This is a genomic window from Brevibacterium sp. HMSC063G07 (assembly GCF_001810665.1).
Lineage (GTDB): Bacteria > Actinomycetota > Actinomycetes > Actinomycetales > Brevibacteriaceae > Brevibacterium.
Map to the genome: position 1 here is coordinate 411,191 of NZ_KV802360.1, position 25,975 is coordinate 437,165.

Here is a 25,975-nt window from a genome sequence, read left to right on the forward strand (position 1 = left end):
GCAACGGCAGGGGGCGGCGTGCACTTGGCACACCGCCCCTTGCCGTTCAGTCAGGACTTCGCGTCTTCTTTTCCGCTGGTGCCGCCGGGCCGGTGCGGCAGGATGACCTCTTCGTACACGGCTTCGCCGAAGGGCACATAGTCCGTGTCAGGGTCGTACCACTGGTCCATAGTGCCGAAGTCTCCGCCGTCGGCGTAGCCGAGCTCCTCCGCTTTTTTCTGCCACTTTTCGAGCACTTCGGCAAAGCGCTTCTCGGTTCCCTCTTCAAGCAGACCCTGTTCTTCCACGCTGCCAGCAAGCTCCCGGTTGAATCCTCTGAGCTTGTCCTGCAGGGGCTTTTCCAGCGGTTCGATTGTTCCGCCCAGGGCGCGGATCTTCTTGACGGCTTCGTGATTGCCGCCGATGGAGCGGCCCATCTGGCCTTGGAACGATCCGCCGTAGCTGTCGAAGATGATCTGCTTATACGCCAGCGGCAAGGTGGCGAACCGCTGACCGGCAATGACAGCGCCCACCGCCCGGGGAGCCGAGGTGTCGGTCAGGTATCCGGTGTAGCGCGCCACATCGAACAGTCCGGCTTCCACAGACGGCACCATCTGTCCCAGCGTGCAGTCGATTGTCTTGCGCTGCAGGGCTTCGTAGGTTTCCGTGTAGTCAAGGGACACCGGGGTGCCGCCGAGCGCTTGAACGTAGCCGACCTGCGAGCGCGCACCCACGCGGATCTGCCGGCCGCCGTAGTCGTCGATTCCGAAGCCGTCCGTATTGCACTGGCTTGAATAGCTTCCCGAGGCAGAAACCGGGTTGAGCGGGTACACGCCTTTCTTTTCGTACTGTTCCAGAACCTTGCCCGAAGCCCAGCCGATCTCGGTTGAGGCTGCGTTGGCGACCATCTCGCCGACAAACGGCGACGGGTCGGCTTCGGACAGCAGGTCTCCAACCGCGCTGGCTGCTGGGAATTCCTGCGGCAGATAGGCCGGCAGCGTGTAGGCCAGGTCCAGGCGACCGTCGGAGAGGGCATCGAACACTTCGCCGTAGCCTGCGATCGCCTGTCCGTAGATGATCTTGATGGTGATCTTGCCGCCGGAGCGATCGCTTACCTCTTTTACCCACCGCGGGGCCGAGGCGATCTCTTTGTTCTTCGGCGAAGCTTCCGATGGCTGGTAGGTCAGCGTGACCGGCGGGAGGTCTGCAATGGTTTCGAGCACCTCGTCCCTGGAGGCCCCGTAGGCGTAGCCTGTGCCCGAACCCTGCCCCGACAGTGCGCCGCCGGCAACCGAACCGGCGCACCCGGTCAGGACCACCGCTCCAGCGGTGCAGACCGCGGCGAGCGTCCTCATCGTGCGGGAGCGTGTCATCATCGTCCTCCTGCGGTTTCGAGCAGAGCGGGCAACCATTCGGCGACCTGCGGAAACGCGATCATAAAGATCAAAAAGAGCAGCGGGATCGGCAGGAACCACACGAGCGAGCGGAAAACATCGCCCAGGGTTATGTCGGTACCCAGGTTGACATCCGGCTTCTTGGCGATCGTGTGGACGATGTAGGAGAGGATTCCCACCGGCGGTGTGATCATGCCGATCTCACCGAGCAGCACCACGAAAACCCCGAACCACAGCGCGCTCACGCCCATCGCCTCGACCGCCGGCAGCAGGATCGGCACTGTCAGCAGCATCATCGCCAGGGTGTCGAAGAACATGCCCATCACCAGGTAGACCACTATGAGCAGTACGAGGAAGCCCACGCGCGAGAGCCCCAGGCCGGTGACGAAGCCGGTGAGAATTTCAGCCAGGCCGGTAATGGCCAGCAGGCGGGTGAGCATTTCGGCCCCGATCATGATGAAGAAGATCGCCGCAGAAGCACTCACGGTGGCAAGCGCGGCCCGGGCAACACAGGCAAAGGGCCTGTTCCCGCGCTGCTCGATAAGGGTGAGGATGAGTGCGGTCAGAGCCGCTGCGGCACCGGCTTCCGTCGGGGTGAAGGCCCCGGAGAACATCCCGCCGAACAGCACTACGAGGATGACGGGGAAGCCCCACACCTCCCCCAGTGAGCTCAGCCGCTGCGCCCACGTGGCAGAAGGAGCCGGGCCGTTGCCCCGACCGACGAGCTTCGGCGACACAATGCCGAGCACCAGGATGAACGTTGCGACGAACACTGCGACCAGCAGGCCCGGCACAGCACCTGCCACCAGCTGCGGGCCGACCGGCACCGAGGCGATTCCGGCGTAGACCACCAGGAGGATGGACGGCGGAATGAGGTTGCCGGGAAGACCGGCGACAATGACCGAGCCGAGTGCCACCCGCTTGTCGTAGCCTGCGCACAGCATTTCCGGAATCGCGGCCCGCCCCAGCGCGTAGGTCATGCCGATTGTCGAACCCGACACTGACGACAGACCGGCACCGGCCGCGGTCGTGCCGATTGCAAGGCCGCCGGGCAGCCACGAGAACCACCGGTCGGTGGCCCGGTAGATCTTCTGCGTCAGCCCCGACTGGGACAGGAGCATGCCCATGAAGATGAACAGCGGCAGCACCGAATAGGTCCATTTTGCGGTGGCCGTGTAGGGGGTCGTGGCGAGGATGTTGACGGTTGCGGGGATCCCGGAAAGACCGTAGACGCCGATGATCGACGGGATGGCCAGCGCTGCTGCCACGGGAACACCCAAGAACATCAGCACGAGCATCATCGCGATGCACCACGCGCCGGCAATCGGCGCGGTCGGCGACAGGAAGAAGGCAGCAACTGTCCCAGCCAGCAGCGCTGTGCCGACGAGCATGACACCCATGCTGCGCGGCTGGAAGCGCGTGTTGCGCGGAAGGAACGAGGTGCCGGGCCCCGCGCTGATCCGCGGACGGCCGGCCTTTTCCGGCAGGGGTGTTGTCATTGTCATGGCCGGACCTCCGTGCTGCTCGCGCCGTCTTCAATCTGCTCGGTGTTTTCGGCGTGCTCAGCCTCTGCGATTTCCCTGTCGGCTTCCGACACGTAGATCTGCTCGGGATCGTCCGACAGGACTGTGCGGAAGCAGCTGAGCGCTTCGAGAGCACAGATGAGCGTCATCAGCCCGAATACGGCAGGCAGGAGGAAGAACACCGGCCACGTGATGATCGTCGTCACCCCGGCGGTCGCGCCGAGCTCCATCTGCTCAAGCGCGCGCTGCAGGCCGAACCACGCAAACCCGGCGCACACCGCCGCGGTGGCCGAATTCGCAAGCAGCATGCACCAGCCTGCGGCTCGCGGACTCATACGGTCCAGCAGGAGCGCCACCACAATGTGTTCGCGCTGCAGCTGGGCTACGGGTATGCCCAGAAGCGCGATAGCCGGCAGATACCAGAACCCGGCTATCTCATTTGTGCCGTAGATGGGAGTGGAGAAGAAGAAACGCAGAAGTGCGTTGATGACCACGTGCAGCATCATGGTGACGATGACGAGTGCCGTGATGACGCTCAGCACTCTGCCCAGCAGCTTCGACAGCTGTTCCATGCGCAGACCCCTTCATTGCGGCCGACGGAAACTGGGAACATCCTTTCAGACAAACAGGCCGGGCGGAACATCTTCGACAAGGTTTTTATCTGCGACGAAAAGTCACATGAACTCAGAATCCGCAGATCAGACCGGGTGCGCAGCTGACAGCTCCACGCAGTTTCAAACGATCGTTCAACCCGGTGTCGCGCCGCGCTGCCCGGCCCTCTATTGTGGGGAGCAACACAGCACACCTTCCAAGGGGACTCATTGACCGACATCGTGATCTGCTCACCCGTCCGCTCTGCGGTCGGGGCCTTCGGCGGACAGTTCAAGGACATCCCCGTCGAAGACCTCGCATCCGAGGTCATCACCGGACTGATGAGCGCTTCCGGGCTGCCCGGCGAAGCCGTTGACAGTGTCATCCTCGGCCACTGCTACCCCACAATGGAAGCCCCTGCACTGGGCCGCGTGGCAGCCCTCAACGCGGGGCTGCCCCTGACTGCCGGGGGTTCACAGGTTGACCGCCGCTGCGGGTCCGGCCTGTACTCGGTGCTCCTGGCCGCCGGTGAAATCGCCACCGGCGCATCCGCGGTGGTCATCGCAGGCGGCGCCGAATCCATGAGCCGCGCACCCTTCTACGCCGAAGACATACGCTTCGGGGTGAAGACACCCGGCATCAGCTTCAAAGACGGGCTCTCGCGCGGTCGAACCACGGCCGGCGGCAAAAACCATCCCGTCCCCGGCGGCATGATCGAAACCGCCGAGAACCTCCGCGCTGACTACGACATCAGCCGGGCAGAACAAGACGCCCTGGCCGTCGAATCCCACCGCCGGGCAGCAGCCGCCGTCGAAGGCTGGCGCTTTGCCGACGAGATTGTGCCGATCACCATCCCCGCAGGCCGCAAGAGCCCAGAACACCAGGTGACACAAGACGAACACATCCGACCCGGCACCTCGGCGGAAAAGCTCGGGAAACTCCGGCCGATCATGGCCGGGCAGGACACCGGCGCGACCGTAACAGCCGGCAACGCCTCCGGCCAGAACGATGGCGCCGCCGCCTGCATCGTGACAACCCGGGAAAAGGCAGACGAGCTCGGCCTGACGCCGATGCTGCGCCTGGTGTCCTGGGCACAGGCCGGTGTTGACCCCACCCGGATGGGAATCGGCCCCGTCCCAGCAACAGCAGCGGCACTGCGCCGGGCCGACCTCAGACTTGCCGATATGGACCTCATAGAGCTCAACGAGGCCTTCGCCGCCCAGGCGCTCGCGGTCACCCGCGAATGGGGCTTCGGGGAGTTCCCCGCAGAAGGCGAAACACCCGAATCCAGCGACTTCGCACGCATGAACGTCAACGGTTCCGGAATTTCGCTCGGCCACCCGGTCGGTGCGACAGGAGCGCGCATCCTAGCAACCCTGGCGCACGAAATGCACCGTCGCGACGCTCGATTCGGGCTCGAAACCATGTGCATCGGCGGCGGACAGGGCTTGGCCGCTGTGTTTGAGCGGATCTGAGGGAGCACCCGGGAAACATGTGGAACACACCACAGGATCCCGTCACAGCTCATTTAGACAAAACGGTAAGAAAAACCTTGTTTTTTGGTTGATACGATCAAGAAACAGCACCTTCGAACAACCGAAGATCGCGGGAAACCGCGAATCCTCAGGAAGGATGACAACCCCATGCGGATTGTTACTTTTGTGAAGTACGTTCCGGACGCCGCCGGCGATCCCGAATTCCTCGATGACAACACCGTCGACCGCGAAAGCGACGGCCTGCTGTCGGAGATCGACGAATACCCCGTCGAACTCGCTCTGACACTTGCCGAAGACGCGGACGACGCCGAAGTCATCGCCCTGACCGTCGGCCCGGACGACGCCGTCGACGCCGTCCGCAAGGCCCTGCAGATGGGCGCCGACTCCGGTGTTCACATTGTCGACGACGCCATTGCGGGCTCGGACGCACTGGCCACCGCGAAGGTCCTCGCCGCCGCAGTGAAGAAGGTCGAAGAAGAAGAGGGCCCGGTCGACCTGATCCTCACCGGCTTCGCATCGACCGACGGCAACACCTCGGTTGTCCCGACCCAGGTTGCCGAACTGCTCGGCCTGCCCGCCGCAACAGTTGTTTCGGCAGCTGAACTCGACGGCCAGACGCTCAAGACCCGCCGTGACGGCGACACCTCGTCGCGCACCGTCGAAGTGCAGCTGCCGGCTCTCGTTTCGGTCACCGACCAGACGAACGACCCGCGCTATCCGTCCTTCAAGGGCATCATGGCCGCTAAGAAGAAGCCCCTGGAAGAGTACGAGCTCTCCGAACTCGGCCTCGACGAAGGCGAAGTCGGCGCAGCCGGTTCGTACACCGAGGTTGTTGAAATCGCCGCCGCCCCGCCGCGCCAGGCCGGCGAAGTCGTCACCGACGAAGGCGAAGGCGGAAACCAGCTCGTCGAGTGGCTCGCCTCGAAGAAACTCGTCTGATCCCTGCCCATATCGAATCTCTAAGGAAGATTTATGTCTGAAGTACTCGTACTCGTTGACCACGTGGGCGGAACCGTTCAGAAGTCCACGTTCGAACTCCTCACGGCTGCCGCCCAGCTGGGCGAACCCGTCGCCGTTTTCGTCGGCTCGGACGCTGACGCCCAGACCGCTGCCGCTGACCTCGCCAAGTACGGCGCCGCCAAGGTCCTCGTCGCATCTGACGCTTCGCTGACCGAGTTCCTCGTTGCCCCGCAGGGCGAGCTCGTCGCCTCGCTGGTCGAATCGCGTCAGCCGGCTGCCGTTCTCGCTTCGGCTTCTGCCGACAACACGGAAGTCCTGGCCCGCTCGGCCGCGAAGACCGGTTCGGGTGTCATGACCAACGTTTCGGACCTCGACGGCGAAGGCCAGGGCACCCAGTCGGTGTTCGCCGGCGCCTACACCGTCAAGTCGAAGGTCATCAAGGGTGTTCCGCACATCCTGCTCAAGCCCAACTCGATCGAAGCTGCCGAAGCATCCGGCGCCGGTGCTGTCGAAGCTGTTGACTTCACCGCATCAGACGCAGCCAAGACCGCCAAGATCACCGCTGTGGAAGAAAAGGCCTCCTCGGGTCGTCCCAGCCTGACCGAAGCTGCTGCCGTTGTTTCGGGTGGTCGCGGCACCGGCGGCGACTTCGGCCCGGTTGAACAGTTCGCCGACGCCATCGGCGCTGCCGTGGGTGCTTCGCGCGCCGCTGTGGACGCCGGCTGGTACCCGCACTCCTCGCAGGTCGGTCAGACCGGCAAGGTCGTCTCCCCGCAGCTGTACGTTGCAGCCGGCATTTCCGGTGCTATTCAGCACCGTGCGGGTATGCAGACCTCGAAGAACATCGTCGCGATCAACAAGGACGACGAAGCTCCCATCTTCGAACTGTCTGACTACGGCGTTGTCGGTGACCTCTTCACCGTTCTGCCGCAGGCCACGGAAGCAGTCAACGCACGCAAGTGATGTGACTGCCGCTCTGCCGACGGGCGCCTCGTCTTCTCTGACGAGGCGCCCGTCGCCGTTTCTGCCCGCTTGTGTGACGCGCGGGTAAAGTGGGGCGTGTGCCTGACCGTACTGATCTGTTTCCCCGCCGCACAAAGGCGAAGCTGACCCGCACCTCGTGGGCCTATGCCTGGGCGCGGACAATTCAGCGCTTCGGCGACGACCGGCGCATGGATTCGGCTGCCACGCTCAGCTACTACTTTCTTCTGTCTGTCATCCCGGCCCTCGGCGCCGGGATTTCCATGTTGACGGTGTTCGGCCAGGGCCCGGCAACGGTCGAGGCGATCCTCCAGGTGTTTCAGCAGGCGACGGGCTGGTCGCGCCTGCAGAGCCTGTACGAACCTCTCATGTCCATGGCGCGGTCTTCTGCCAACCTTCCCGTGTTCATAGGCGGCATCGTTCTGTCTTTGTGGTCTGCCGGCCGCTATGTGCGCACTTTCGGCCTGATGGTCAACGATGTCTTCGAAGTCAGCGAGGGGCGCGCCTGGTGGGCGCTGCGGTTTCAGTCATTTCTCGTGACCCTGCTTCTGATTCCGCTGATCATTGCGATCTTCGGTCTGCTGACGGGCCGGACGGACTGGCTGGAGTTCTTCAATGTTCCCGATTCGGCACTCTTCGCCTGGAAAGTCGCACGGTTCCCGCTGATTGTTCTGTTCATGTTCTTCACGATTGCGGTGCTGGGCGCGTGGACGTCCAATGTCAAACGACCACAGCGCAATCCGCTCACAGTCGGCGCGGGTGTGGCTCTTGCCGCGTGGCTGCTGCTGACCGCCGCCGTGTACTTCTTTGTCATCACGGTCGGCTTGGCGTCCGCCTACGGCGCTCTGTCGATTCCCTTTGTGCTGCTCACCTGGCTGTGGCTGACGAACCTGGCGCTGGTCTTCGGCATCCAGTTCGACTGTGAAATGCTGCGGGCCAGGCGCCTGCAGTCCGGCATTCCCGCCGAAGCCGACATCCTCCTGCCGCCGAAGGCCACCGGCCGGATCATAGGTGTGGAGCGGCGTGAATTCATGCTGTCGTATCTGGGAGCGCAGCTTCGCCGCTCGGAGGGCCGCACTGTCGGAAAGGTCGAATACGCGTCGTTCCTCGCCGACCCCACCCTGCATCGACTCAAGAAGCTGCGGCTGCGATTCGGCTCTGGGCGAAGTCACGATTAGCACCCGGGCGAGGGCTGATTTCTGCTTTAGACTGAAAGAGGTCGCCCACTACAACAGGAGTGAAAAATGAAGAAGCGCTACGTACTTCTGGCCGGACTGGCTGTTGGATTCGTGCTCGGTTCCCGCAGCGGACGCCAGACCTACGACAAGCTGAAGTCCGAAGCCGAAAAGGTGTGGAACAGCCCCGATGTCCAGGCCGGCGTTCAGCAGGTCACTGAAACGGTCCGCGAACAGGGCCCGGAAGTAGCCGAGAAGATTCAGGACTCCGTGCGCGAAAGCGTCGAGAAGGTCCGCAAGAGCTGATCTTCTCTCTCAGCGGGTGTGGAGCGCGGTCACTGGCCGCCTCCCGCCCGCTTTTCTGTGCTGGGACGGACAGCCGAAGAGCTCAGTGCCGCTGAAAAGAATCAGTGGGCACGGCCGCACTCCCGAACGCCGTCTGGCGTTGCCGTGCGGCTTTTCTCCCGTACGGTGTTGTTCAGAGCTCGATGCGTCGAGCGGCCTGCACGACGCGGTTGACAGCTCCTAGGGTGGCGATCATCGCCGGATCGAGGCTCTGTCCCGTTCCGGGATCAGCTGCGTCGACCATGGCGACCACAAGCTGGCCTCCGACTCCTGACTTAGCCAGGCTGAGGGCTTCTGCGGTCATTCCACCGCGGATCTTGAACTGCCCAACACCCACGGCGGTGCGTGCCTGCGCTTCGGCCTGGAAGGCATTGCGGTCCACCAGACCCACTTCGATCTGCTCTTTGAGCAGGGTGGGATCGCGCTGCCATACGTCTGGGTCGATTACGCCGACCGTGGGGAGTTCACTGAGAACATCGAAGATCTGCCCATCAGACCCTCCGGCGTCATACCACTCTTCAAGTTTCTGCAGAGCTTCCAGTCCGGGCCCGTTTGCGAATGGGCCCCCGCGCACCGACGGGTCGAAGAAGTCGTCGGGCGCTGCCTCAGAGAAGAGCGGGTGGCTGCCGGACCGGGTGGGAATTGGGCCGCTGCCAATGAAAAGTTTCATATTGGGACGATAGCCTCGCCCAGGAGCAATAGAGAGACCCAGAACACTCTTTTCAAGCAGTTCGCACCCAGGGTCCTACGATTTCAGTACCAGGGCCCCTACCAGCCAAAGCGCCCGCCCAGTCCGATATTCCACCCACGGGCCCAGTCTGTCGTGGGCCTGGGTCCGGCCCGCGTCTCAGCCCTCCGGGATCATGATGGTAACGGCCTCTGCGATGCAGGCGGGACGCTCCTCACCTTCGATTTCGATTGTGTGGGTCATGACCACCTGAATGCCGGAGCTCTTGACGTTCACCTCGGTCAGTTCGACAGTGTCGCGCAGTCGCGAGCCCACGCGGACCGGACTGGGAAAGCGCACTTTGTTGCACCCGTAGTTGATCTTCGCCTTCATGCCGGTGACGCTGACGGCTTCCGAGGACAGCAGCGGAATGAGCGACAGCGTCAGGAAGCCGTGGGCGATGGGGGCCCCGAAGGGTCCCGCCTCTGCGCGGTCAACGTCAACGTGGATCCACTGGTGGTCGCCGGTCGCATCGGCGAAGGCGTTGATGCGCTGCTGATCGACTGTGATCCAGCCGCTTGACCCGAGAACTCTGCCGACGTTGTCTTGAAGGCCTTTCAGGCCGTGGATTTCGAGCATCGCTCCTCCTTTGTCTCTGTGCGGCACCCCTGTGTGCCGCACGTTTCCATACTAGGACCGACCGTGCCGGGCGCACCGGCGAATTATGATGGCGTCGACAAGGAGGTCACCATGGCGAACACATCTCTGACAAGCGCCGGGCCGCCGGCATCCATTCGGCCTGCCGTCAGCGTGCTCGCACTGCGCGGCAGTCGCGCCGGCGGAATTGAGGTGTTTGTTCAGCACCGCCGCAAGAGCATGGACTTCGCTGCCGGGGTCGTCGCCTATCCGGGCGGCCGGGTTGATCCGGTCGACTTCGCACGAGGCGCCGCCGACTCCCGCTGCCCGGTTGCGCAGGAGCATGCTCGGCTGTGGGGCAGGGCGGTGGATTTGAGTTTTGGGCCCGGCTCCGCAGGACATCAGCCCGGGCAGGACGCAGCACTTCCGGCGGCGGTTCTGCTGGCCGCCGCACTGCGGGAACTGGAAGAGGAAACGGGTGCGTCAGCCGCACCGGAGGCCTGTGTGCCGTGGGATGTGTGGACCACTCCCCCGGGCTATCCGCGCCGTTTTGACACGTTTTTCTACGCACTCGACGCATCTGATCTTCAGCTGCAGAACACGACGACGGAGGCTTCTGTCGGCCGGTGGTCTTCCACCGGGAATCTGCTGGAGCAGTTCTATGCCGGGGACATTCGCCTGTGGCGGCCCACGTATACGCTGCTGCGCTCAGTTCACGAACTCGGTGACCCTTCCGAGATCAGCGCTGGGCGGCGCATAGTGCCGGACCGTCCGGACAGCAGCGCACCCGATGACGCACACCATAGGAAGTATGGGCTCTAAGGGGTGTCGCTGGGCTGTCGTCTACAGCAGAATGATGCCGCGCACCACGGCGGCGAACGCTCCGAGGCTTACGAGCACCACGGCCATGCGCCGCGCCCCGGCTGCGGAAACCCGCTGGGCTGCCGCGCTGCCGACGGCAACGCCCCCGATGACGGCGGCGATGAGCACGGCGAAGAACCACCACGGGGGAAGGTTCCCGACAGCGCCGACTCCGGCAATGAGCTTGGTGACCACGGACATGATGGCAAGCATCATGAAGGTCGGCTGCATGGTTGCGGCGAAGCTGCGCTGGGGCCAGCGGGACACGCGGGCGTAGATGACCATGGCGGGGGCAGAAACCCCGGCTGCCGTGTTGAGGAAGCTGGCCGTGATCCCGGTTGCCGCGGTCAGCGCGCTCGATGACACCTGCGGCAGGCGGGGTGCGCTGAAAGTGGTCATGAGCGCAATGAGCACAATGCTGCCGATGAAGATCGTGAGGATCGCCGGGTCGGCGTCGCGGACCAGCAGCGCGGCAGGCCACGATCCGAGCACGGCGAAGCCCACCAGGAACCCGAAGCGCTTCCAGTCGACTTCGCTGAGAACTGCCAGTCCGATCAGCAGCCCGGAGATGATCGTCGCGGTGTTGGTGACGAACACGCCCAGCTGCGGGCCTACCAGCAGGGTGAAGACGGGGGCAGCGACCAGGCCTACGCCGATTCCGGAGATCCGCTGCAGAACGGCTCCGCAGAAGACGGCGATGAGGCCGATGACGATCGCTGCCCCTGTCATCAGCTGCGCGAGATCCTGGCGACCATGTCCGGGTTGAGGTCGCGCAGCGACTGTGCGCCCATGAGCTGCATCGACACGATGATCTCCTGGCGCAGCAGGTCGAGGACCTTGTTGACTCCGGCTTCGCCCGCGGCCATGAGGCCGTACAGGTAGGCCCTGCCGATAAGTGTGAAGTCTGCCCCGAGCGCTAGGGCGGTCACGATGTCCGAACCGCGCATAACACCGGAGTCGAGGATGATGTCGACGTCTTCGCCGGCGGCTTCGCGCACCCGCGGCAGCGCGTCCAGGCTGATGGGGGCCTTGTCCAGCTGTCTGCCGCCGTGATTGGACACGACGAGCCCGTCGGCTCCGGCATCGAGTGACCGGCGGGCGTCGTCTTGCGTCAGGACGCCTTTGACGAACAGCTTGCCCGGCCACTGATCGCGGATCCAGCGCAGATCGTCCATCGACAGCGTGGGGTCGAACATGGAGTTGATGAGGCTGGGCAGGTCGCTGGTCTTGCCCGAAAGGGTGGCAAAGGACAGCGGGTCGGACGTGAGGAAGTTGAACCACCACTCCGGCCGGTAGGAAGCATCGAGAACGGTTCCGGCAGTGAGCTTCGGCGGGACGGTCATGCCGTTGCGCACATCGCGCAGACGCTGCCCGGCCACGGTTGTGTCGACGGTGACGAGCAGCGTGTCGAAGCCATTGGCGGCAGCGCGCTTGAGCAGATCCTGCGACACGGAACGGTCAGCGAACAGGTACAGCTGGAACCACTTGGCTGCTGCCGGTGAGGCCGCGGCGACGTCTTCGATTGAGCGCGTGCCCATGGTGGAGAGCGAAAAGGGAACGCCAAAGCGCTCCGCGGCGCGCACACCGGCGATTTCGCCCTCGGTGTGCATTATGCGGGTAAAGCCCGTAGGCGCAATTCCGACGGGCAGGCCGAAGGTGCGCCCGGCGACGTCCGCACTGAGGTCGACATCGGCTGAGCCTGCGAGGATCGCGGGGGTCAGTTCGATGTCGTCGAAGGCCCGGCGGTTGCCGTCGTAGGTCAGTTCGGCCTGCGCGGCTCCGTCGACGTAGTCGAAGGCTGCCGTGGGCGTGCGGCGCTTGGCGATCTTTCGCAGATCGTAGATGTCGCCCACACGGGACAGGCGGGCACGGCGTCGATTGAGTTCAACGTCGAACTGCAGGAGCGGAGCAAGGTCGGACCACCGGGGAATGCGTCTTATAACAGCCATAGTCGAATAGTACCCACGGCCCGGCTCAGCCCTCGGGTGTGATCAGACCAGCGTCGAGTTTTCGTTGTCGCCCATCCGACCGGAGAGCAGAATTGCCACCGCGGAGATCAGCCCGCACAGCATGAGGTAGCCGACTGCCAGCCAAATGCTGCCTCCGGCTGCGCTGATGAGAATGGCCACGATCATCGGCGAAAAGCCCGCAACCAGCGCGCCGTTGAGTTCGCGGACGAAGGACATGCCGGACAGGCGCACGTGCGCGGGGAACAGGTTGGACAGAAGCGCTCCCTGACCGCCGGAGGTGCCTGTGATGATGAGCGCGTAGCCCAGAGCGATTGCCAGGGCGGACGGCCCGAATTCACCGGTCTTCAGCAGAAGGAAGATGGGTCCGCTGAGCACCACCATAACGAGGCTGGCTGCCGCCATGACCTTCGATGCGCCGATCCTGTCGGCGAGCATGCCGCCGAACGGTGTTGTCACAACGGCAACGGCTGAACCGATGACAACTGCCAGCAGGGCCTGGGGACGGTCGAGACCTCCGTCGATGCTGAGCATGAAGCCGATCGAAAAGGTGGCCAGTGTGTACTGCATCGCGTTGTGGCCGACGAGGGCCAGGAAGCCGACGACGACCTGCTTGGGGAACTTCGCCAGAACGTACTTCAGCGGTGCGGTGGTGTCGCGCTTCTTCTGTTCTGCCAGTTCTTGTGCGGCAACGTACTCCGGGGTCTCCTCCAGGCGGCGGCGAATGTAGAACGCCACGAGAAACAGCACGGCGGAGACGATGAAGGGCACGCGCCATCCCCAGCCGAAGAGCTGTTCTTCGCTCAGCCCGCTGACGATGAAGAACGCGGCCGTGGCCAGGGAGATTCCGGCGGGCGGGGCGGCAAGCACGATTCCGGTGAAGAGTCCGCGCCTGCGCAGCGGCACGTATTCGGCCACGAGGGTCACTGCACCGGACAGTTCAGCGCCGGCGCCGAAGCCCTGCACGAAGCGCAGGAGGATCAGCAGGATCGGGGCGAGCATCCCCACCTGTGCCGCGGTGGGCAGAAGGCCCATACCGACTGTCGCACCGGCCATGAGCACGATCGTGAGGATCATGGCGGCTTTGCGCCCGCGCGTATCCCCCAGGTGCCCGATCACGATTCCGCCCAGCGGGCGGGCGAGGAAGCCCACGCCGAACGTTGCAAGGGCTGCGAAGGTTTCGGCACTGCTGGCGTCTGACGGGAAGAACAGGGGCCCGATGATCATTCCGGCGACCGCGCCGTAGAGCGCGTAGTCGTACCATTCGATGACGGTGCCGAGTACGGATGCTGTCACTGCCCTGCGTGCGCCGGGGGTCATCTGCTCCGGGGCCGAGGTGGAAATCGTCTGGGTCATGATCCTCTGTTCTGCTGTGTGCTGGCCTGGTCACCGGAAACCGGCGCCCTGCCGGCGTGATTATGTCACAGCTCACGTTTAGAATCGTCACCATGGCACAGATCGTTCTCTTTCACTCAGCGCTCGGCCTGAACGACGGAATGCGCCGTATGGCCGGTGTCTTCACAGAAGCCGGCCACACGGTGCACACGCCGGACTTCTACGACGGCAGGGTGTTCGACAATGTTCCCGACGGCATCGCCTATCGCGACGAAGTCGGCTTTCCCGCACTTGCCCAGCGGGCCTCCGCTGCGGTGGAAGAACTGGGACTTGAGGGACCCGTATATTTCGGCGGGTTCTCCCTCGGTGCCGCCATGGCACAGTCTTTCGGCAAACGCCACCGGCAGGCGGCGGGTGCCTTTCTGTGCCACGCCGGCGGTGCGCCGAAGCCCACCTCGTGGAATGGCGGCTGCTGGCTGCAAATGCACTATACGCAGGGCGACGAATGGGTCGATGCGCAACAGGCTGAGATTCTCATCGATTCGGCTCGGGCGGCAGGCGCGCAGGCTTCCGCGCACGTCTATCCCGGAAGCGCGCACCTTTTCGGCGATCCCACCGCACCGGAGTACAGCCCGGAACTGGCACAGAAGATGTGGGGCACCATCCTGGCGGCCATCAGCTGACAGTCCAGCCGCCGGGAGCAACCCCAGACAAGACAGCGGCGCCGACCCATTAGGATTGACTGGGCATTATTCATTCATCCAACGGGGCCGCGCATCTTTCACTGTCCGGCCCTGGGAACCAGGAACTGGACGCTGTTGAACGGAAACACGACACTTCGGCACGAGAACACATCCCTTCTGAGTGTCTCGGAAGTGACTGCACCCATCGAAGTGACGTCCGCCTTCTACGACGAACAGCTGAAGTCCACACTTGACCGCTTGGGACTGCCCGAAGGTCTCCTGCAGCGGGTCGCGGGTGTGAATTCGCGCCGCAACTGGGCAGAAGACTCCGGCGGCTTCGTCGAAGGCGGCGTTGCGGCCGGCAAGAAAGCACTCGCCGCAGCCGGCATCGAAGCCGGGCAGATCGGGCTGATGATCAACGCGTCGGTCACCCGCGCCAACCTCGAACCATCGGTGGCGGTGTCGATTCACGACGGCGTCGGACTTCCGCCCTCAGCCATGAACTTCGACATCGCCAATGCGTGCCTGGGCTTTGTCAACGCGATGGCGGTCGCGGGGAACATGATCGAATCCGGTGCCATCGAGTACGCGCTCGTCGTGGCATCCGAAGACGCGTCGAAAGTCCAGCGGGCCACCCTCAAGCGCTTGCAGCGCGAAGGCATCACCCGCGCCGAATACCTCAACGAATTCGCCTCCCTGACCCTGGGCTCCGGCGCCTCGGCCGCCGTTCTGGGACGCGCGGACAAGCACCCGGAAGGCCATCGGATCCTCGGCAGTGTGACGCGTGCGGCCACGTGGAACCACGAGCTGTGCGTGGGCGATCACGACGGCATGTTCACCGACACCGCGGGCCTGCTGTCCAACGGCATGCAGCTGGTCACCTCGGCGTGGGAAGAAGCCCACGAAAACGGGTGGGACTGGACCGACATGGACCGCTACATCATGCACCAGGTGTCTGATGTGCACGTCAACGCCATCACGAAGGCCGCGAAGATCCCCATGGATCGGGTGCCGAAGACCTACCCCGTGCTGGGCAATGTGGGCCCCGCTTCGCTGCCGATCACGCTCGCCCGCGAAGTCGATTCGCTCAAATCCGGTGACCGGGTTCTGGCAATGGGTGTGGGCTCGGGTCTCAACACCTCCATGACGGAGATCGTCTGGTAAAAACCGGCACACTACGAGGAGAGAAGCTCATTGTCGTCTGAAAACAGCCCTCTTCCAGCCGCTGCCGCGCAGCTGCCGCCGAATCTTCCCGAATGGGATCCCCGATGGTCCCGCCTGGTCACGGTCGGCGAACACACCTTCCACGTTCTCGACACCGCTTCGGCTTTGCATGACATCGGAATGGAACCGGCCGGCACCATCGTCGCCGTGCACGGCAATCCCACGTGGTCGTATATGTGGCGCAGACTCGCGCAGGCATCACTCGAAGCTGCCGAGGCAGGCGGCACCGCGTGGCGGGTCATCGCCCCCGACCAGCTGGACATGGGCTATTCCGAGCGCATCGAGCACCCAGTGCCCACACCGCACGGCACCGGCTATTTCCGTCTTGCCGATCGCATAGGCCAGCTTGACGCGCTCATTTCAGAGCTCGTCGACGACAGTCTTCCGCTGGTCACACTCGGACACGACTGGGGTGGGGTCATTTCGCTTGGCTGGGCAGCCCGCAACACTGAGCGGATCAGTGCCGCCATGAGCCTCAACACCGCAGTGCACCAGCCGGAGGACGCTTCCATCCCGGCACCTCTGCAAGCGGCGCTGGCAGGCCCGCTGCTGGCCGGTTCGACCGTGTACACCGATGCGTTCATCCGCACCACGCTACGCTTATCAAAGAACATTTCGGACCCGCTGCGCCGCGCCCACCGCAGGCCCTACGCATCCCCGCAGCGCCGCGGCGGAGTGGGCGGCTTCGTCGCCGACATTCCGGTGAACGAAAACCACCCCTCCTACGCTGAGCTGCAGCGGGTCGGCGCGGACATCGCCCGCATGCCCAATCCCGCGCTGCTCATGTGGGGTCCGAAGGACCCGGTCTTCCTGGAGCGGTACCTGCGCGATCTGCGCGAGCGCCTGCCCCAGGCGGACATCCACCGCTTTGAGAAGACCTCACACCTGTTCGTCGAAGACGTCCCGTACTGGGAGACCATCTTCCAGTGGCTTGACGCCAACGTGACTGAGCAGACTCAGGCAGCTTCCACCTCGGCAGAAGAAAGCAGTCCGGCCCAAGCAGACGGGCCTGAACCGGACTTCGTGTTCTCGGCGCTCGATGCCAAACGCCGCGAGCGCTCGATCGCGAGTGTCGACATGTCGGCACACCCCGCCCAGGCGGTTTCCTGGGCCCAGCTGGCCGGAGTCGTCGACAACATTGCGGCAGGTTTGAAGGCCATGGGCCTGCGCAAGGGCGATCGGGTCAGCCTGCTGATCGAACCGGGCAACAATCTCACGGCGGCCGCCTACGCGGTGCTCAAGGTCGGCGGTGTTGTCGTTGTGGCAGACGCGGGGCTTGGGCCAGCCGGTATGACTCGGGCGGTCAAAGCTGCCGACCCACAGTGGATCATCGGCGAGACCCCAGGGCTGACACTGGCCCGAGCCGGCGGATGGCCGGGACGCAGAATCTCCGTCCTGCCGCTGCCGCGGCTGCGCGCGCGGGCGCTGAAGGTCGAAACGTCGATCACGGCTCTGTCGCGGACGGCTGTGCGCGACCGCGATTCGATTGCCATACCGGAACTCGATGACGATGCCGCGATTCTCTTCACCTCCGGTTCCACCGGCCCGGCCAAGGGCGTGCGGTACACTCACCGCGGTCTCGGTGAGCTCATGCGCGTCCTCAGCGCCGAGTTCGATGTGCGCCCAGGCACGGGACTGGTTGCCGGTTTCGCGCCTTTTGCACTGCTTGGACCGGGACTGGGCGCGGTGAGCGTCACGCCGAACATGTCGGTGACAAAGCCCGCCACCCTGACCGCTTCTGCTCTTGCTGACGCCATCGTCGAGGCCGGCTGCACCATGGTATTCGCATCACCTGCCGCCTACACGAACGTGGTCAAGACCGCGCACGCCCTGAGTGCTGAGCAGCGCGAGGCGTGCGCCGGCATTGAACTGGCGCTGTCTGCCGGTGCTCCCGTGCCGACGGTGCTCATGGAGCAGATTGCGGAAGTCTTCCCGAACGCGCGGATCAATTCGCCCTACGGCATGACGGAGAGTCTGCTGCTGACCAACATCGACTTCCCGGGTGCTGTCGAAGCCGAGGCGGATGCGGCTGACCCGGATTCGCCGGTGGTCGGCGGGGTCTGTGTGGGCAAGCCGATCGGCGCGGTCGACTTCATGCTCGCCCCGCTCGATGCCGAGGGCAAGCCCAGCGAACACACGATTTTCTTGGATGACGGAATCGGCGTGCTCAGCGAGTTCGTCGTCTCCGCCGCCCATCTGAAGGACGGCTACGACCGGCTGTGGAAGACTGACGCCGATTCCCGCCGCGACGAACACGGCGGCGCCAAACCGTGGCATCGCACGGGCGACATCGGCCGTTTTGACGCCAAGGGGCGTCTGTGGCTCGAAGGGCGCGTGCAGCACGTCATCGCCGGGCCCACGGGCCCCATTGGCCCCGGGGCCGTTGAGTCCATTGCAGAACGCACCGACGGGGTGACCCGCTGTGCGGCTGTGGGCGTCGGCCCGGTGGGCACGCAGGCGCTCGTCGTGGTGCTTGAGCCGGGCGGTCCGCAGAACCTGCGGCCGGGACTGGCCCCGCAGCCGATGATCGATGCCATCCGCGCGGCGGTTCTCGACCGTATGGGCCTCGATGTTGCGGCAGTTCTCGTCGCACCCGAATTCCCCACTGATATTCGCCACAATTCCAAAGTCGGCCGCACGGAGCTGGGAGCGTGGGCATCCCGCGTGCTTTCCGGCGCGCCGGTGGGAAGGAGCGTCTGATGAAGGTTCTCATCACCGGTGCGTCCGGTCTTCTGGGAAGTTCCACCGCCCGGGCTCTCCTTGCGCAGGGCCACGAGGTGACCACGCTGCAGCGCCGCCCCTCCGGGGTTGCAGGCGCGCGTGACGTTCAGGGCTCGGTCACGGACTTGGAAGCTGTTGACCGGGCGGTTTCCGGGCAGGATGCGCTCATCCACATGGCGGCGAAGGTGTCCATGGTCGGTGCTCCCGAAGACTTCGAAAAAGTCAATATTGACGGCACCGCGAACATTGTTGCAAGGGCCCAGCAGGCTGGAATCGGCCGCATGGTGCACATTTCGTCGCCGTCGGTTGCCCACGCTGGCGATTCTCTTGTCGGCGACGGCGCTGGCCCGGCGGACCCCGTTGCCGCCCGCGGAGACTACGCGCGCACAAAAGCCGCCGGCGAGCGCTTGGCGCTGGCGGCATCGCACGATGATTTTCGAGTGCTCGCTCTTCGCCCTCACCTCATGTGGGGCCCCGGCGAACCGCAGCTGACCGAAAGGATCATCGACCGGGCTGCACAGGGAAGGCTGCCTCTGCTGGGTTCGGGTCTGGCGATGGTCGACACCCTCTACATCGACAACGCGGTGGACGCGATTGTCGCTGCGCTGTCCGCCGCCCAGCACACGCACGGGCTGGCTCTCGTGGTAACGAACGGGCAGCCGCGCCCCATTGGCGAGCTCATGCGCAGGATTGCGGTTGCCGGCGGTTCTGCCGAACCGACCCTGCGTGTGCCCGTGGGTGCTGCGAAGATCGCCGGAAAGGTCATTGAGAAAGTCTGGACGGCCGGTGATTTCGACGACGAGCCGCCGCTCACGGAGTTCCTCGCTGAGCAGCTTTCTACGGCGCACTGGTTTGATCAGCGGACCACGCACAGCGTTTTGAACTGGACGCCCGCGGTGTCAATTGAAGAGGGCCTGCGCAGGGTTGCGGCCCACTACGGGGGAACCGCGTAGAGAACTCTGCTGCGAGGGGCTCGGCACTGTGCCGGGCCCCTTTTGCGTGCCCAATAGCTGTGCAGAGCCCGCAACCCTTTAATCGTCCGGTATTTCGGACGGCTTCTGCGAACGATTTTGGACTTTTAACTACATTCGTGTCTTTTTGCAGGTCACAACGCTACTTACATAGATGTAACACTTCGGATTTCCCGGCGTGTGAAACTTGACAGATTATTCGCTACAGTTTTGGGAGCTCGAATCTTCCACTTCCCGAAACGAGGATCATGCGAATCATCTACACTGCCGCGACCGCACTGGGCTGCGCGGCGGCAAGCTCCCTCCTGCTCGCAGGGCCGGCCAGCGCTCTCAGCGGCAACGTCGTTGACCACAACACCCCGCACGCCGGCAGCGGCTCACAGACCAGCAGCGCACAGGACGGCGGCGACTACACCTCGGTCGGCGGCCCAGCCACCCAGCGGGTGACTCCCGAAGAGGCCGACAGAGCGCGCAAGGCCCAGCAGCCGCGCAGCGCACAATCCGCACCGAAGGCCCAGGCCAAGAAAACGGTGAAGCCCGGCCCGCAGCCCAGGGGAATCGACCGCGACCAGACGGCCAACGCCCGCATCATCATCGGTGTCGGCAAGGGTGCGGGCATGAGCGACGACGCGATCATCATTGCGCTCATGACCGCCAAGCAGGAATCGGACCTGTACAACATCCGATACGGCGACAAGGACTCCGTCGGCCTGTTTCAGCAGCGGCCCAAATACAACTGGGGTTCGAAGTCCCAGATCATGGACCGAACCTACTCCGCCAAAGCGTTCTACGGGGTCAACCCGAAGGTGAAGAACGCCGGGCTCAAACAGATTCCCGGCTGGCAGAAGATGAGCAAAAACAATGCCGCACAGGCAGTGCAGCGCTCGGGGCACCCGCATCGCTACGCCCAGTGGGAGGGTCTGGCCACCGCTCTGCTCAATGCCAATCGGGACGCACCGGCCATCCGCTGACGCGCCTGCACACTGGGCTCCACCCGACTCTTGGGGAAGCAGTTCGGCAAGTGGAGTCCAAGCGCCTAAAGTAAGGGCGTGGCACGCAGAAAGACAGTACGCAGGCGACCATCGAGTCGCAGAGTTCGGCGCCGCAAAGGGGAAGGGCGCCGAAACTTCCGCAGCACTGTCATGGGCGTGACCGCCGCACTTTTAGCCCTGGGCCTGTTCACAGCGGGAACCGCAGTAACAGGGGTGCTCTCTGACCCCGATCAGCGGCAGGCAGCCAAAGAGAAGGTGTCAGAGAAGCTGGCCCCCACCTCGGCAGCGGCCCTGGATTCGGGACAGATGGAGATTGCGCGCGAAATCATCGACATCGGACGCGAACACTCCGTGTCAGATGCTGGGATCGAAATCGCGCTCATGACCGCTATGCAGGAATCCTCCCTGCGCAATCTGCCCTACGGGGACCGAGACTCGCTCGGAGTGTTCCAACAGCGCCCCTCACAGGGGTGGGGAACCGACGGTCAGGTGCTCAATGTCCACTACGCCACAACCGCGTTCTACGGAGTCAACCCGAAGGTCAAGAACGCCGGGCTCAAACAGATATCCGGCTGGCAGAAGATGAGCAAGAACGACGCCGCACAGGCTGTGCAGCGCTCGGCCCACCCGGACGCGTACGGCAAGTGGGAGCCGCTGGCCGCCGACATCCTCGCCACAGCGCCGAACAGCCGCTGAGAGGGTTCGGCCGGCCTGGAATACACTGGTGGGCATGGCACGTGATGCATACCCGCACCTGAAATTCGATGACGACGGCGAACTTCGCATTCCCGAAGACCTGACAGACGCTCAGGCCATCGAACTCACGGCCGACATCTTCAAGGTTCTCGCCACCCCGTCGCGCCTGCGGATTCTGCTTGCACTGTCGCACTCGCCGCTGACGGTGTCCGAGCTCGTGCTGCTGACGAACCTGTCTCAGCCTTTGGTGTCCCAGCACCTGCGCACGCTGCGCAATCAGCGGCTGGTCAGCGTTCAGCGCTCCGGCCGCGAAGCCCACTACGAAGTGACCGACCACCACGTAGCACACATCATTCAGGACGCGCTGGCCCACTCGGCCGAACTCTGCGACTGAACGAACGCCCCTGGCCGATGTCATCGGCTGGTTCCCCTGGCCGCCCCTCCTGGCCAATGCCCCCTGCCGCACGCCACTCGAAGCCGAACGGTATTGTGGCCCACATCACCACAGACAATGTGGGGCACACAACAGACAGGGGGGGGCATCATGACCGCCGAAAACACAGAAAACGCCTATGAAACAGCAGCGCGGCGCGCCGCAGAGGACCGCGAAGCCTTTTGGCTCGAAGCCGCTGAGGGGATCGACTGGGACTCCAAGCCCTCGCGCGCTCTCGACGATTCGCGCGCTCCCCTGTACCGCTGGTTTCCCGACGGCGAACTCAACGTCTGCTACAACGCGCTTGACCGTCACGTCGAAGCCGGCCGCGGTGAGGACACCGCGCTCATCTACGACTCCCCCGTCACGGACACCAAACAGAAGATCAGCTACAGGGAACTGACGGACACAACTGCCCGCTTCGCCAAGGTGCTGCAGGACAAGGGTGTGGAAAAGGGCGACCGCGTCATCATCTACATGCCGATGATCCCGCAGGCGGTCGTGGCAATGCTCGCCTGCGCCCGCATCGGCGCGGTTCACTCGGTTGTGTTCGGCGGTTTTTCCGCCCGCGAACTCGCAGTCCGCATCAACGACCTCAAGCCCAAGGCTATTGTGTCGGCCTCCGGCGGCATCGAACCGTCGCGGAAGGTCGAATACAAGCCCATGGTCGATGCGGCTCTTGACGAAGTCGAGCACGTTCCTGCTCTGAGCATCGTCTATGAACGCGACCTGATCCCAGCCGACATCAAGGGCGAGAACGCTACCACCGCCTCGGGAGCTCAGTACAGTGAGTACTCCTTCGATGAGCTGATGGAGCAGACCCCAAGCGGTGCGGCGCCGGTGAGCACCAGGGCGACGGATGAACTGTACGTGCTGTACACATCTGGAACCACGGGCAAACCGAAGGGCATTGTCCGCGATGCCGGCGGCTACGCGGTGGCACTCACGTGGTCGATGAAGAACCTCTACGACCTGCACCCCGGTCATACAATCTTCTGTGCGTCCGATGTCGGCTGGGTGGTGGGACACTCCTACATCGTCTACGCGCCGCTGCTGGCGGGTGTGACCACCATCGTGTTCGAAGGAAAGCCCGTCGGCGTACCCGATGCAGGTACCTTCTTCAGGGTGGTCGACGAATACGACGTCCGCCTGTTCTACGGTGCGCCGACAGCCATGCGGGTCATCCGCAAGGAAGACCCCGAAGGTGGACTCATGGCCAAGTACCCCATGCAGCACCTGCGGGCGTGGATCCAGGCCGGGGAGCGCCTCGACCCGGAAACCTACAAGTGGACAACCGAAAAACTTGGACGGGCCACGGGCCGGGACATTCCGGTGTTCGACAACTGGTGGCAGACGGAAACCGGGTGGCCGATCGCGGCAAATCCCATCGGCCTGCACGAATACCCCATCAAACCCGGTTCGCCAGCTATGCCGGTGCCCGGCTATGACGTGCGGGTGGTCGATGCCGCAGGCAACCAGATGGAGCCGGGCGAAGAGGGCCTTATCATCGTCAGCCTGCCGCTTCCGCCCGGAACGCTCGCAACCGTGTGGGGTGACGACGAACGCTATGTCGACTCCTACCTGTCGTCTATTGAGGGCGCCTACCTCACCGGTGACGGCGGCTGTGTTGACGAAGACGGCTACGTCTACGTGATGGGCCGCACTGACGATGTCATCAACGTTGCCGGTCACCGCCTTTCCGCCGGTGCACTCGAAGCTGCCGTTGCGTCCCACCCGGCGGTTGCCGAGTGTGCTGTGATCGGCCTTTCCGACCCGGTCAAGGGTCAGATACCCCGTGCCCTTGTGGTGCTCAAAGCAGGGCACGAAGACGTTGACCGCGCTCAGCTGGAAAAGGAACTCGTCGCTCAGGTCCGTGTCGAGGTCGGGCCGGTGGCGGCACTGAAATCGGCCACCGTTGTCGAAGCTCTGCCCAAAACCCGCTCCGGCAAGATCCTGCGCAAAACAATGCGCGAAATCGCCGAAGGCAAAGCAGACGCAGCTGTTCCGTCGACAATTGAAGACGTGGCCGTCCTCGATGCCATCCGCCCCTCACTGCGCCAGGAGTGAGCGCTGAGCCGGTTCTGGTGACCCCAGAATCGGCACGGAAAGGGACGAGGTGGAGCTCCACCTCGTCCCTTTTCTCACCTGGTCGTGTATCAGGCCTTGTGGCGGGCCTGGAACCGTTTGATGCGCTCGAGAGCTTCAACGACGGCCTCATGGCCTGCCGCAAGTGAGATGCGCACGGCGTAGTCGCCGTGGACGCTGTCGAAGTCGCTGCCCGGCGAGACGGCCACGCCCTCTTCTTCTAGCAGCGCGGCACACCAGTCAACAGCGTCAGCGAATTCGCCGAGAGCCGGGGTGATCGTCGCGTACATGTAAAACGCCCCATCAGCCGGTGCAAGCCCCGTCCAGCCAAGATCGTCGACGGCATCGAGAACGGCCTGACGGGCGGCGGCAAAGCCCTCAACGGCTTTTGCACCCTCTTCATAGGCGCTTTCTGAGAATGCCTCGATTGCCGCAAACTGGGACGGCACGGGGGCGCACAGCGTGAGGTTGCCGGCGAGTGCCTTGATGGGCTCGACGAGTTCTTCCGGGACGATCATCCAGCCCAGGCGCCAGCCGGTCATGCCCCAGTACTTGGAGAACGAGCTGATGACAATCGCCTGGTCAGAGCATTCGACCGCGGTTGTGCCGACGGAATCGCCGAACGTGATGCCGTGGTAGATCTCATCAGAGATCAGCCGCACGCCTTCGCGATCGCACCAGTCAGCAAGCTCAGCCATGTGCTCGGCGTCGATCATGGTGCCGGTCGGGTTGGCCGGTGAGGCAACCATGACACCCGACAGAGGAGCCTTTTCGTGTTCCTCTTCCAGCATCTCAACGGTCGGTTGGAAGCGGACTTCCTCGCCGCAGTCGAGCTCAACCACGTCGATGCCGAGAGCTTTGAGGATGTTCTTGTAGGCGGCATAGCCGGGGCGGGCGAGTGCGACCCTATCGCCCACGTCGAAGCAGGTGAGGAACGACAGTTGGAAGGCGCCGGAAGAGCCTGCCGTGACAATGAACCGGCTCGGATCGATGTCCACGCCGTACCAGCGCTTGTAGTGACCTGCCAGAGCTTCGCGCAGGGGTGCGATGCCCTCCACCGGAGAATACCCCAAGTCAGTGCCGTCAAGAACAGCTTCGGCAGCGCGCTGGCGCACAGCAGTCGGCGCGCCCTGGCCGGGCTCGCCCACGCACAGCGAAATGACATCACGGCCTTCGGCACGCAGCTGGGCAACGCGGCCGAGAATGTCAAGAACCCTGAACCGCTGAACTTTCGATACACGAGCTGAAACAGCTTCGTAAGCTTCAGCAGTTGGGGCGTCCTCCCCCAGCGGGTCAGCGGCGATCGCCATATGTGACAGGGCAGATTTTGATGACTTCATCGGCTTCATCCCTCTATAGTGCCAGGTGTTTCAAGCAGCTCGTCGAGCACCCGTGGGACCGTGTCCTGCAGATCGCCGCGAACCACCTCGTCGGCATAGGGATCAAATGGCGTCGGCTCAGCATTGAGGATCAGACCGCGAGCACCGGCCTCGATGGCCATGGGGAACATGTGGGCCACAGGAGTGACAGAAAGCGAGGTCCCAATCGCGATGATCCAGTCGCAGTTCTCTGCTGCATCGAAGGCCGCTTCAATGACGGCAGTCTGCAGCATTTCCTCAAACAGGATGGTGGTTGCACGAGTGATGCCACCGCACTGCGGGCATGCGGGGTCTGGCTCACCGTCTTTGACCCGGCGAATCATGTCTTCCATGGGCCCGGAAGCTTCACACTCTTCGCACTTCCAGGTGCGCGCACTGCCGTGAACTTCGAGTACCTTGGCCGGGGTGGAACCAGCGAGCGTGTGCAGGCCGTCGGTGTTCTGCGTAACGACTGCTTTGACGTCGGCCTGCTCTTCAGCTTTCGCGATGCGGTAGTGAGCTTCGGTTGGCGATGCCGCCCAGATGCCGGATTCAAGGCGCATCTGCCAGGCGCGTTCACGCACTTCGGGACTCTTCAGATACCACGACAGGGTGGACATGCGCTCTGCGAGAGGATCGCGCGTCCACACACCCTGCGGGCCTCGAAAGTCAGGTATACCGGCAGCGGTGCTCAGACCAGCTCCAGTCAGAAAGGTGATGCGCATTTACTGCCTCCTCACTTCACAGCTCCCAGCCTACTGCGGCGAATAAAACACGGCTGAGAGAGCAGACAAAAACGCCCAAGGCACGCTGGGGTGCTAGGGGCGCAAAGGAAGAGCGAACAGCGGCGTTCAAGAAGAAGTCTTTCTGAATGGGTGAAGGCCCTGGCAGGGGTTCTGGGA

Annotated in this window: 24 protein-coding genes; 14 read left to right on the plus strand and 10 right to left on the minus strand. The window is 63.8% G+C overall.

Features of this window, described 5'->3' with window-relative positions:
- Nucleotides 1-50 precede the first annotated feature (50 nt).
- The 3 genes from HMPREF2757_RS08370 to HMPREF2757_RS08380 are packed head-to-tail and all read right to left on the minus strand — an operon-like array spanning nucleotide 51 to nucleotide 3,468.
- A complete protein-coding gene (locus tag HMPREF2757_RS08370; RefSeq protein WP_256278293.1) occupies nucleotides 51-1,355 on the minus strand; it encodes a type 2 periplasmic-binding domain-containing protein in 1,305 nt (434 codons plus the stop codon).
- A complete protein-coding gene (locus tag HMPREF2757_RS08375; RefSeq protein WP_070575229.1) occupies nucleotides 1,352-2,878 on the minus strand; it encodes a TRAP transporter large permease in 1,527 nt (508 codons plus the stop codon). Before HMPREF2757_RS08375 ends, HMPREF2757_RS08370 begins: the two co-directional genes overlap by 4 nt.
- The gene (locus HMPREF2757_RS08380) at nucleotides 2,875-3,468 is read right to left on the minus strand and encodes a TRAP transporter small permease (protein WP_070575232.1); all 594 of its coding nucleotides are present in this window, start codon (nucleotides 3,466-3,468) and stop codon (nucleotides 2,875-2,877) included. The genes HMPREF2757_RS08375 and HMPREF2757_RS08380 overlap by 4 nt, the downstream gene beginning before the upstream one ends.
- Before the next feature lie 249 nt (nucleotides 3,469-3,717).
- Here HMPREF2757_RS08380 and HMPREF2757_RS08385 point away from each other — a divergent pair, with 249 nt between their 5' ends.
- The 5 genes from HMPREF2757_RS08385 (at nucleotide 3,718) to HMPREF2757_RS08405 (ending at nucleotide 8,405) form a co-directional block, all read left to right on the plus strand.
- On the plus strand, nucleotides 3,718-4,962 hold the full coding sequence (locus HMPREF2757_RS08385; RefSeq protein ID WP_070575235.1) for an acetyl-CoA C-acetyltransferase: 1,245 nt from the start codon (nucleotides 3,718-3,720) through the stop codon (nucleotides 4,960-4,962).
- Nucleotides 4,963-5,130: 168 nt separating this feature from the next.
- Entirely contained in the window at nucleotides 5,131-5,922 is a 792-nt protein-coding gene (locus HMPREF2757_RS08390) for an electron transfer flavoprotein subunit beta/FixA family protein (protein WP_070575387.1), read from the plus strand.
- Nucleotides 5,923-5,955: 33 nt separating this feature from the next.
- Nucleotides 5,956-6,906, plus strand: a complete 951-nt coding sequence (locus HMPREF2757_RS08395; protein WP_070575238.1) for an electron transfer flavoprotein subunit alpha/FixB family protein — start codon at nucleotides 5,956-5,958, stop codon at nucleotides 6,904-6,906.
- Between the two features lie 98 nt (nucleotides 6,907-7,004).
- A complete protein-coding gene (locus tag HMPREF2757_RS08400; RefSeq protein ID WP_070575241.1) occupies nucleotides 7,005-8,102 on the plus strand; it encodes a YihY/virulence factor BrkB family protein in 1,098 nt (365 codons plus the stop codon).
- A gap of 66 nt (nucleotides 8,103-8,168) precedes the next feature.
- Entirely contained in the window at nucleotides 8,169-8,405 is a 237-nt protein-coding gene (locus tag HMPREF2757_RS08405; protein WP_070575244.1) for a YtxH domain-containing protein, read from the plus strand.
- 172 nt (nucleotides 8,406-8,577) lie between these two features.
- Here the strand turns inward: HMPREF2757_RS08405 and HMPREF2757_RS08410 are convergent, their stop codons facing one another.
- Both HMPREF2757_RS08410 and HMPREF2757_RS08415 read right to left on the minus strand, forming a co-directional pair.
- The gene (locus HMPREF2757_RS08410) at nucleotides 8,578-9,114 is read right to left on the minus strand and encodes a hypothetical protein (RefSeq protein WP_070575246.1); all 537 of its coding nucleotides are present in this window, start codon (nucleotides 9,112-9,114) and stop codon (nucleotides 8,578-8,580) included.
- Between the two features lie 177 nt (nucleotides 9,115-9,291).
- Nucleotides 9,292-9,750, minus strand: coding sequence for a MaoC family dehydratase (locus tag HMPREF2757_RS08415; RefSeq protein WP_070575248.1), 459 nt, complete (start codon nucleotides 9,748-9,750; stop codon nucleotides 9,292-9,294).
- Between the two features lie 111 nt (nucleotides 9,751-9,861).
- Here HMPREF2757_RS08415 and HMPREF2757_RS08420 point away from each other — a divergent pair, with 111 nt between their 5' ends.
- Nucleotides 9,862-10,569 carry an NUDIX hydrolase gene (locus HMPREF2757_RS08420; protein ID WP_070575390.1) on the plus strand — a complete coding sequence of 236 codons (708 nt, stop codon included), beginning with the start codon at nucleotides 9,862-9,864 and terminating at the stop codon, nucleotides 10,567-10,569.
- Nucleotides 10,570-10,590: 21 nt separating this feature from the next.
- On the opposite strand, the gene HMPREF2757_RS08425 is transcribed toward HMPREF2757_RS08420, so the two are convergent.
- From HMPREF2757_RS08425 to HMPREF2757_RS08435, 3 genes are read right to left on the minus strand one after another with little or no spacing between them, the layout of a single operon-like run.
- The gene (locus HMPREF2757_RS08425; protein WP_070575251.1) at nucleotides 10,591-11,337 is read right to left on the minus strand and encodes a sulfite exporter TauE/SafE family protein; all 747 of its coding nucleotides are present in this window, start codon (nucleotides 11,335-11,337) and stop codon (nucleotides 10,591-10,593) included.
- Nucleotides 11,337-12,557: an alpha-hydroxy acid oxidase gene (locus HMPREF2757_RS08430; RefSeq protein WP_070575254.1), complete on the minus strand. Its 1,221-nt coding sequence runs from the start codon at nucleotides 12,555-12,557 to the stop codon at nucleotides 11,337-11,339. The genes HMPREF2757_RS08425 and HMPREF2757_RS08430 overlap by 1 nt, the downstream gene beginning before the upstream one ends.
- A 42-nt stretch (nucleotides 12,558-12,599) precedes the next feature.
- Nucleotides 12,600-13,931, minus strand: coding sequence for an MFS transporter (locus HMPREF2757_RS08435; RefSeq protein WP_070575257.1), 1,332 nt, complete (start codon nucleotides 13,929-13,931; stop codon nucleotides 12,600-12,602).
- 92 nt (nucleotides 13,932-14,023) lie between these two features.
- Between HMPREF2757_RS08435 and HMPREF2757_RS08440 the strand changes: the two genes are divergently transcribed.
- The 8 genes from HMPREF2757_RS08440 to HMPREF2757_RS08475 all read left to right on the plus strand — a co-directional run bounded on the left by HMPREF2757_RS08440 (nucleotide 14,024) and on the right by HMPREF2757_RS08475 (nucleotide 23,697).
- The gene (locus HMPREF2757_RS08440) at nucleotides 14,024-14,593 is read left to right on the plus strand and encodes a dienelactone hydrolase family protein (protein ID WP_070575260.1); all 570 of its coding nucleotides are present in this window, start codon (nucleotides 14,024-14,026) and stop codon (nucleotides 14,591-14,593) included.
- A 135-nt stretch (nucleotides 14,594-14,728) separates the two neighbouring features.
- Nucleotides 14,729-15,757 (plus strand): 3-oxoacyl-ACP synthase III, encoded by a 1,029-nt coding sequence (locus HMPREF2757_RS08445; RefSeq protein ID WP_176745911.1) that lies wholly within the window; start codon nucleotides 14,729-14,731, stop codon nucleotides 15,755-15,757.
- 30 nt (nucleotides 15,758-15,787) lie between these two features.
- A complete protein-coding gene (locus HMPREF2757_RS08450; protein WP_070575266.1) occupies nucleotides 15,788-18,517 on the plus strand; it encodes an alpha/beta fold hydrolase in 2,730 nt (909 codons plus the stop codon).
- Complete coding sequence (locus tag HMPREF2757_RS08455; protein WP_070575268.1) at nucleotides 18,517-19,491, plus strand: NAD-dependent epimerase/dehydratase family protein; 975 nt, start codon at nucleotides 18,517-18,519, stop codon at nucleotides 19,489-19,491. The genes HMPREF2757_RS08450 and HMPREF2757_RS08455 overlap by 1 nt, the downstream gene beginning before the upstream one ends.
- A 266-nt stretch (nucleotides 19,492-19,757) precedes the next feature.
- Nucleotides 19,758-20,480 (plus strand): hypothetical protein, encoded by a 723-nt coding sequence (locus HMPREF2757_RS08460; RefSeq protein WP_083304195.1) that lies wholly within the window; start codon nucleotides 19,758-19,760, stop codon nucleotides 20,478-20,480.
- A 177-nt stretch (nucleotides 20,481-20,657) separates the two neighbouring features.
- Entirely contained in the window at nucleotides 20,658-21,197 is a 540-nt protein-coding gene (locus HMPREF2757_RS08465; RefSeq protein ID WP_070575396.1) for a peptidoglycan-binding protein, read from the plus strand.
- Between the two features lie 28 nt (nucleotides 21,198-21,225).
- On the plus strand, nucleotides 21,226-21,591 hold the full coding sequence (locus HMPREF2757_RS08470; RefSeq protein ID WP_218079087.1) for an ArsR/SmtB family transcription factor: 366 nt from the start codon (nucleotides 21,226-21,228) through the stop codon (nucleotides 21,589-21,591).
- Between the two features lie 150 nt (nucleotides 21,592-21,741).
- On the plus strand, nucleotides 21,742-23,697 hold the full coding sequence (locus HMPREF2757_RS08475) for an acetate--CoA ligase (RefSeq protein WP_070575271.1): 1,956 nt from the start codon (nucleotides 21,742-21,744) through the stop codon (nucleotides 23,695-23,697).
- Nucleotides 23,698-23,786: 89 nt separating this feature from the next.
- On the opposite strand, the gene HMPREF2757_RS08480 is transcribed toward HMPREF2757_RS08475, so the two are convergent.
- On the minus strand, nucleotides 23,787-25,055 hold the full coding sequence (locus tag HMPREF2757_RS08480) for a pyridoxal phosphate-dependent aminotransferase (RefSeq protein ID WP_256278295.1): 1,269 nt from the start codon (nucleotides 25,053-25,055) through the stop codon (nucleotides 23,787-23,789).
- Between the two features lie 5 nt (nucleotides 25,056-25,060).
- Complete coding sequence (locus HMPREF2757_RS08485; protein WP_070575277.1) at nucleotides 25,061-25,798, minus strand: SIR2 family NAD-dependent protein deacylase; 738 nt, start codon at nucleotides 25,796-25,798, stop codon at nucleotides 25,061-25,063.
- Nucleotides 25,799-25,975 lie beyond the last annotated feature (177 nt).

Coding starts and splice junctions, on each gene's coding strand:
- HMPREF2757_RS08370 (WP_256278293.1), bottom strand. CDS start 1,355: ATGATGACACGCTCCCGCACGATGAGGACGCTCGCCGCGGTCTGCACC.
- HMPREF2757_RS08375 (WP_070575229.1), bottom strand. CDS start 2,878: ATGACAATGACAACACCCCTGCCGGAAAAGGCCGGCCGTCCGCGGATC.
- HMPREF2757_RS08380 (WP_070575232.1), bottom strand. CDS start 3,468: ATGGAACAGCTGTCGAAGCTGCTGGGCAGAGTGCTGAGCGTCATCACG.
- HMPREF2757_RS08390 (WP_070575387.1), top strand. CDS start 5,131: ATGCGGATTGTTACTTTTGTGAAGTACGTTCCGGACGCCGCCGGCGAT.
- HMPREF2757_RS08395 (WP_070575238.1), top strand. CDS start 5,956: ATGTCTGAAGTACTCGTACTCGTTGACCACGTGGGCGGAACCGTTCAG.
- HMPREF2757_RS08405 (WP_070575244.1), top strand. CDS start 8,169: ATGAAGAAGCGCTACGTACTTCTGGCCGGACTGGCTGTTGGATTCGTG.
- HMPREF2757_RS08410 (WP_070575246.1), bottom strand. CDS start 9,114: ATGAAACTTTTCATTGGCAGCGGCCCAATTCCCACCCGGTCCGGCAGC.
- HMPREF2757_RS08415 (WP_070575248.1), bottom strand. CDS start 9,750: ATGCTCGAAATCCACGGCCTGAAAGGCCTTCAAGACAACGTCGGCAGA.
- HMPREF2757_RS08420 (WP_070575390.1), top strand. CDS start 9,862: ATGGCGAACACATCTCTGACAAGCGCCGGGCCGCCGGCATCCATTCGG.
- HMPREF2757_RS08425 (WP_070575251.1), bottom strand. CDS start 11,337: ATGACAGGGGCAGCGATCGTCATCGGCCTCATCGCCGTCTTCTGCGGA.
- HMPREF2757_RS08430 (WP_070575254.1), bottom strand. CDS start 12,557: ATGGCTGTTATAAGACGCATTCCCCGGTGGTCCGACCTTGCTCCGCTC.
- HMPREF2757_RS08435 (WP_070575257.1), bottom strand. CDS start 13,931: ATGACCCAGACGATTTCCACCTCGGCCCCGGAGCAGATGACCCCCGGC.
- HMPREF2757_RS08440 (WP_070575260.1), top strand. CDS start 14,024: ATGGCACAGATCGTTCTCTTTCACTCAGCGCTCGGCCTGAACGACGGA.
- HMPREF2757_RS08455 (WP_070575268.1), top strand. CDS start 18,517: ATGAAGGTTCTCATCACCGGTGCGTCCGGTCTTCTGGGAAGTTCCACC.
- HMPREF2757_RS08460 (WP_083304195.1), top strand. CDS start 19,758: ATGCGAATCATCTACACTGCCGCGACCGCACTGGGCTGCGCGGCGGCA.
- HMPREF2757_RS08475 (WP_070575271.1), top strand. CDS start 21,742: ATGACCGCCGAAAACACAGAAAACGCCTATGAAACAGCAGCGCGGCGC.
- HMPREF2757_RS08480 (WP_256278295.1), bottom strand. CDS start 25,055: ATGAAGTCATCAAAATCTGCCCTGTCACATATGGCGATCGCCGCTGAC.
- HMPREF2757_RS08485 (WP_070575277.1), bottom strand. CDS start 25,798: ATGCGCATCACCTTTCTGACTGGAGCTGGTCTGAGCACCGCTGCCGGT.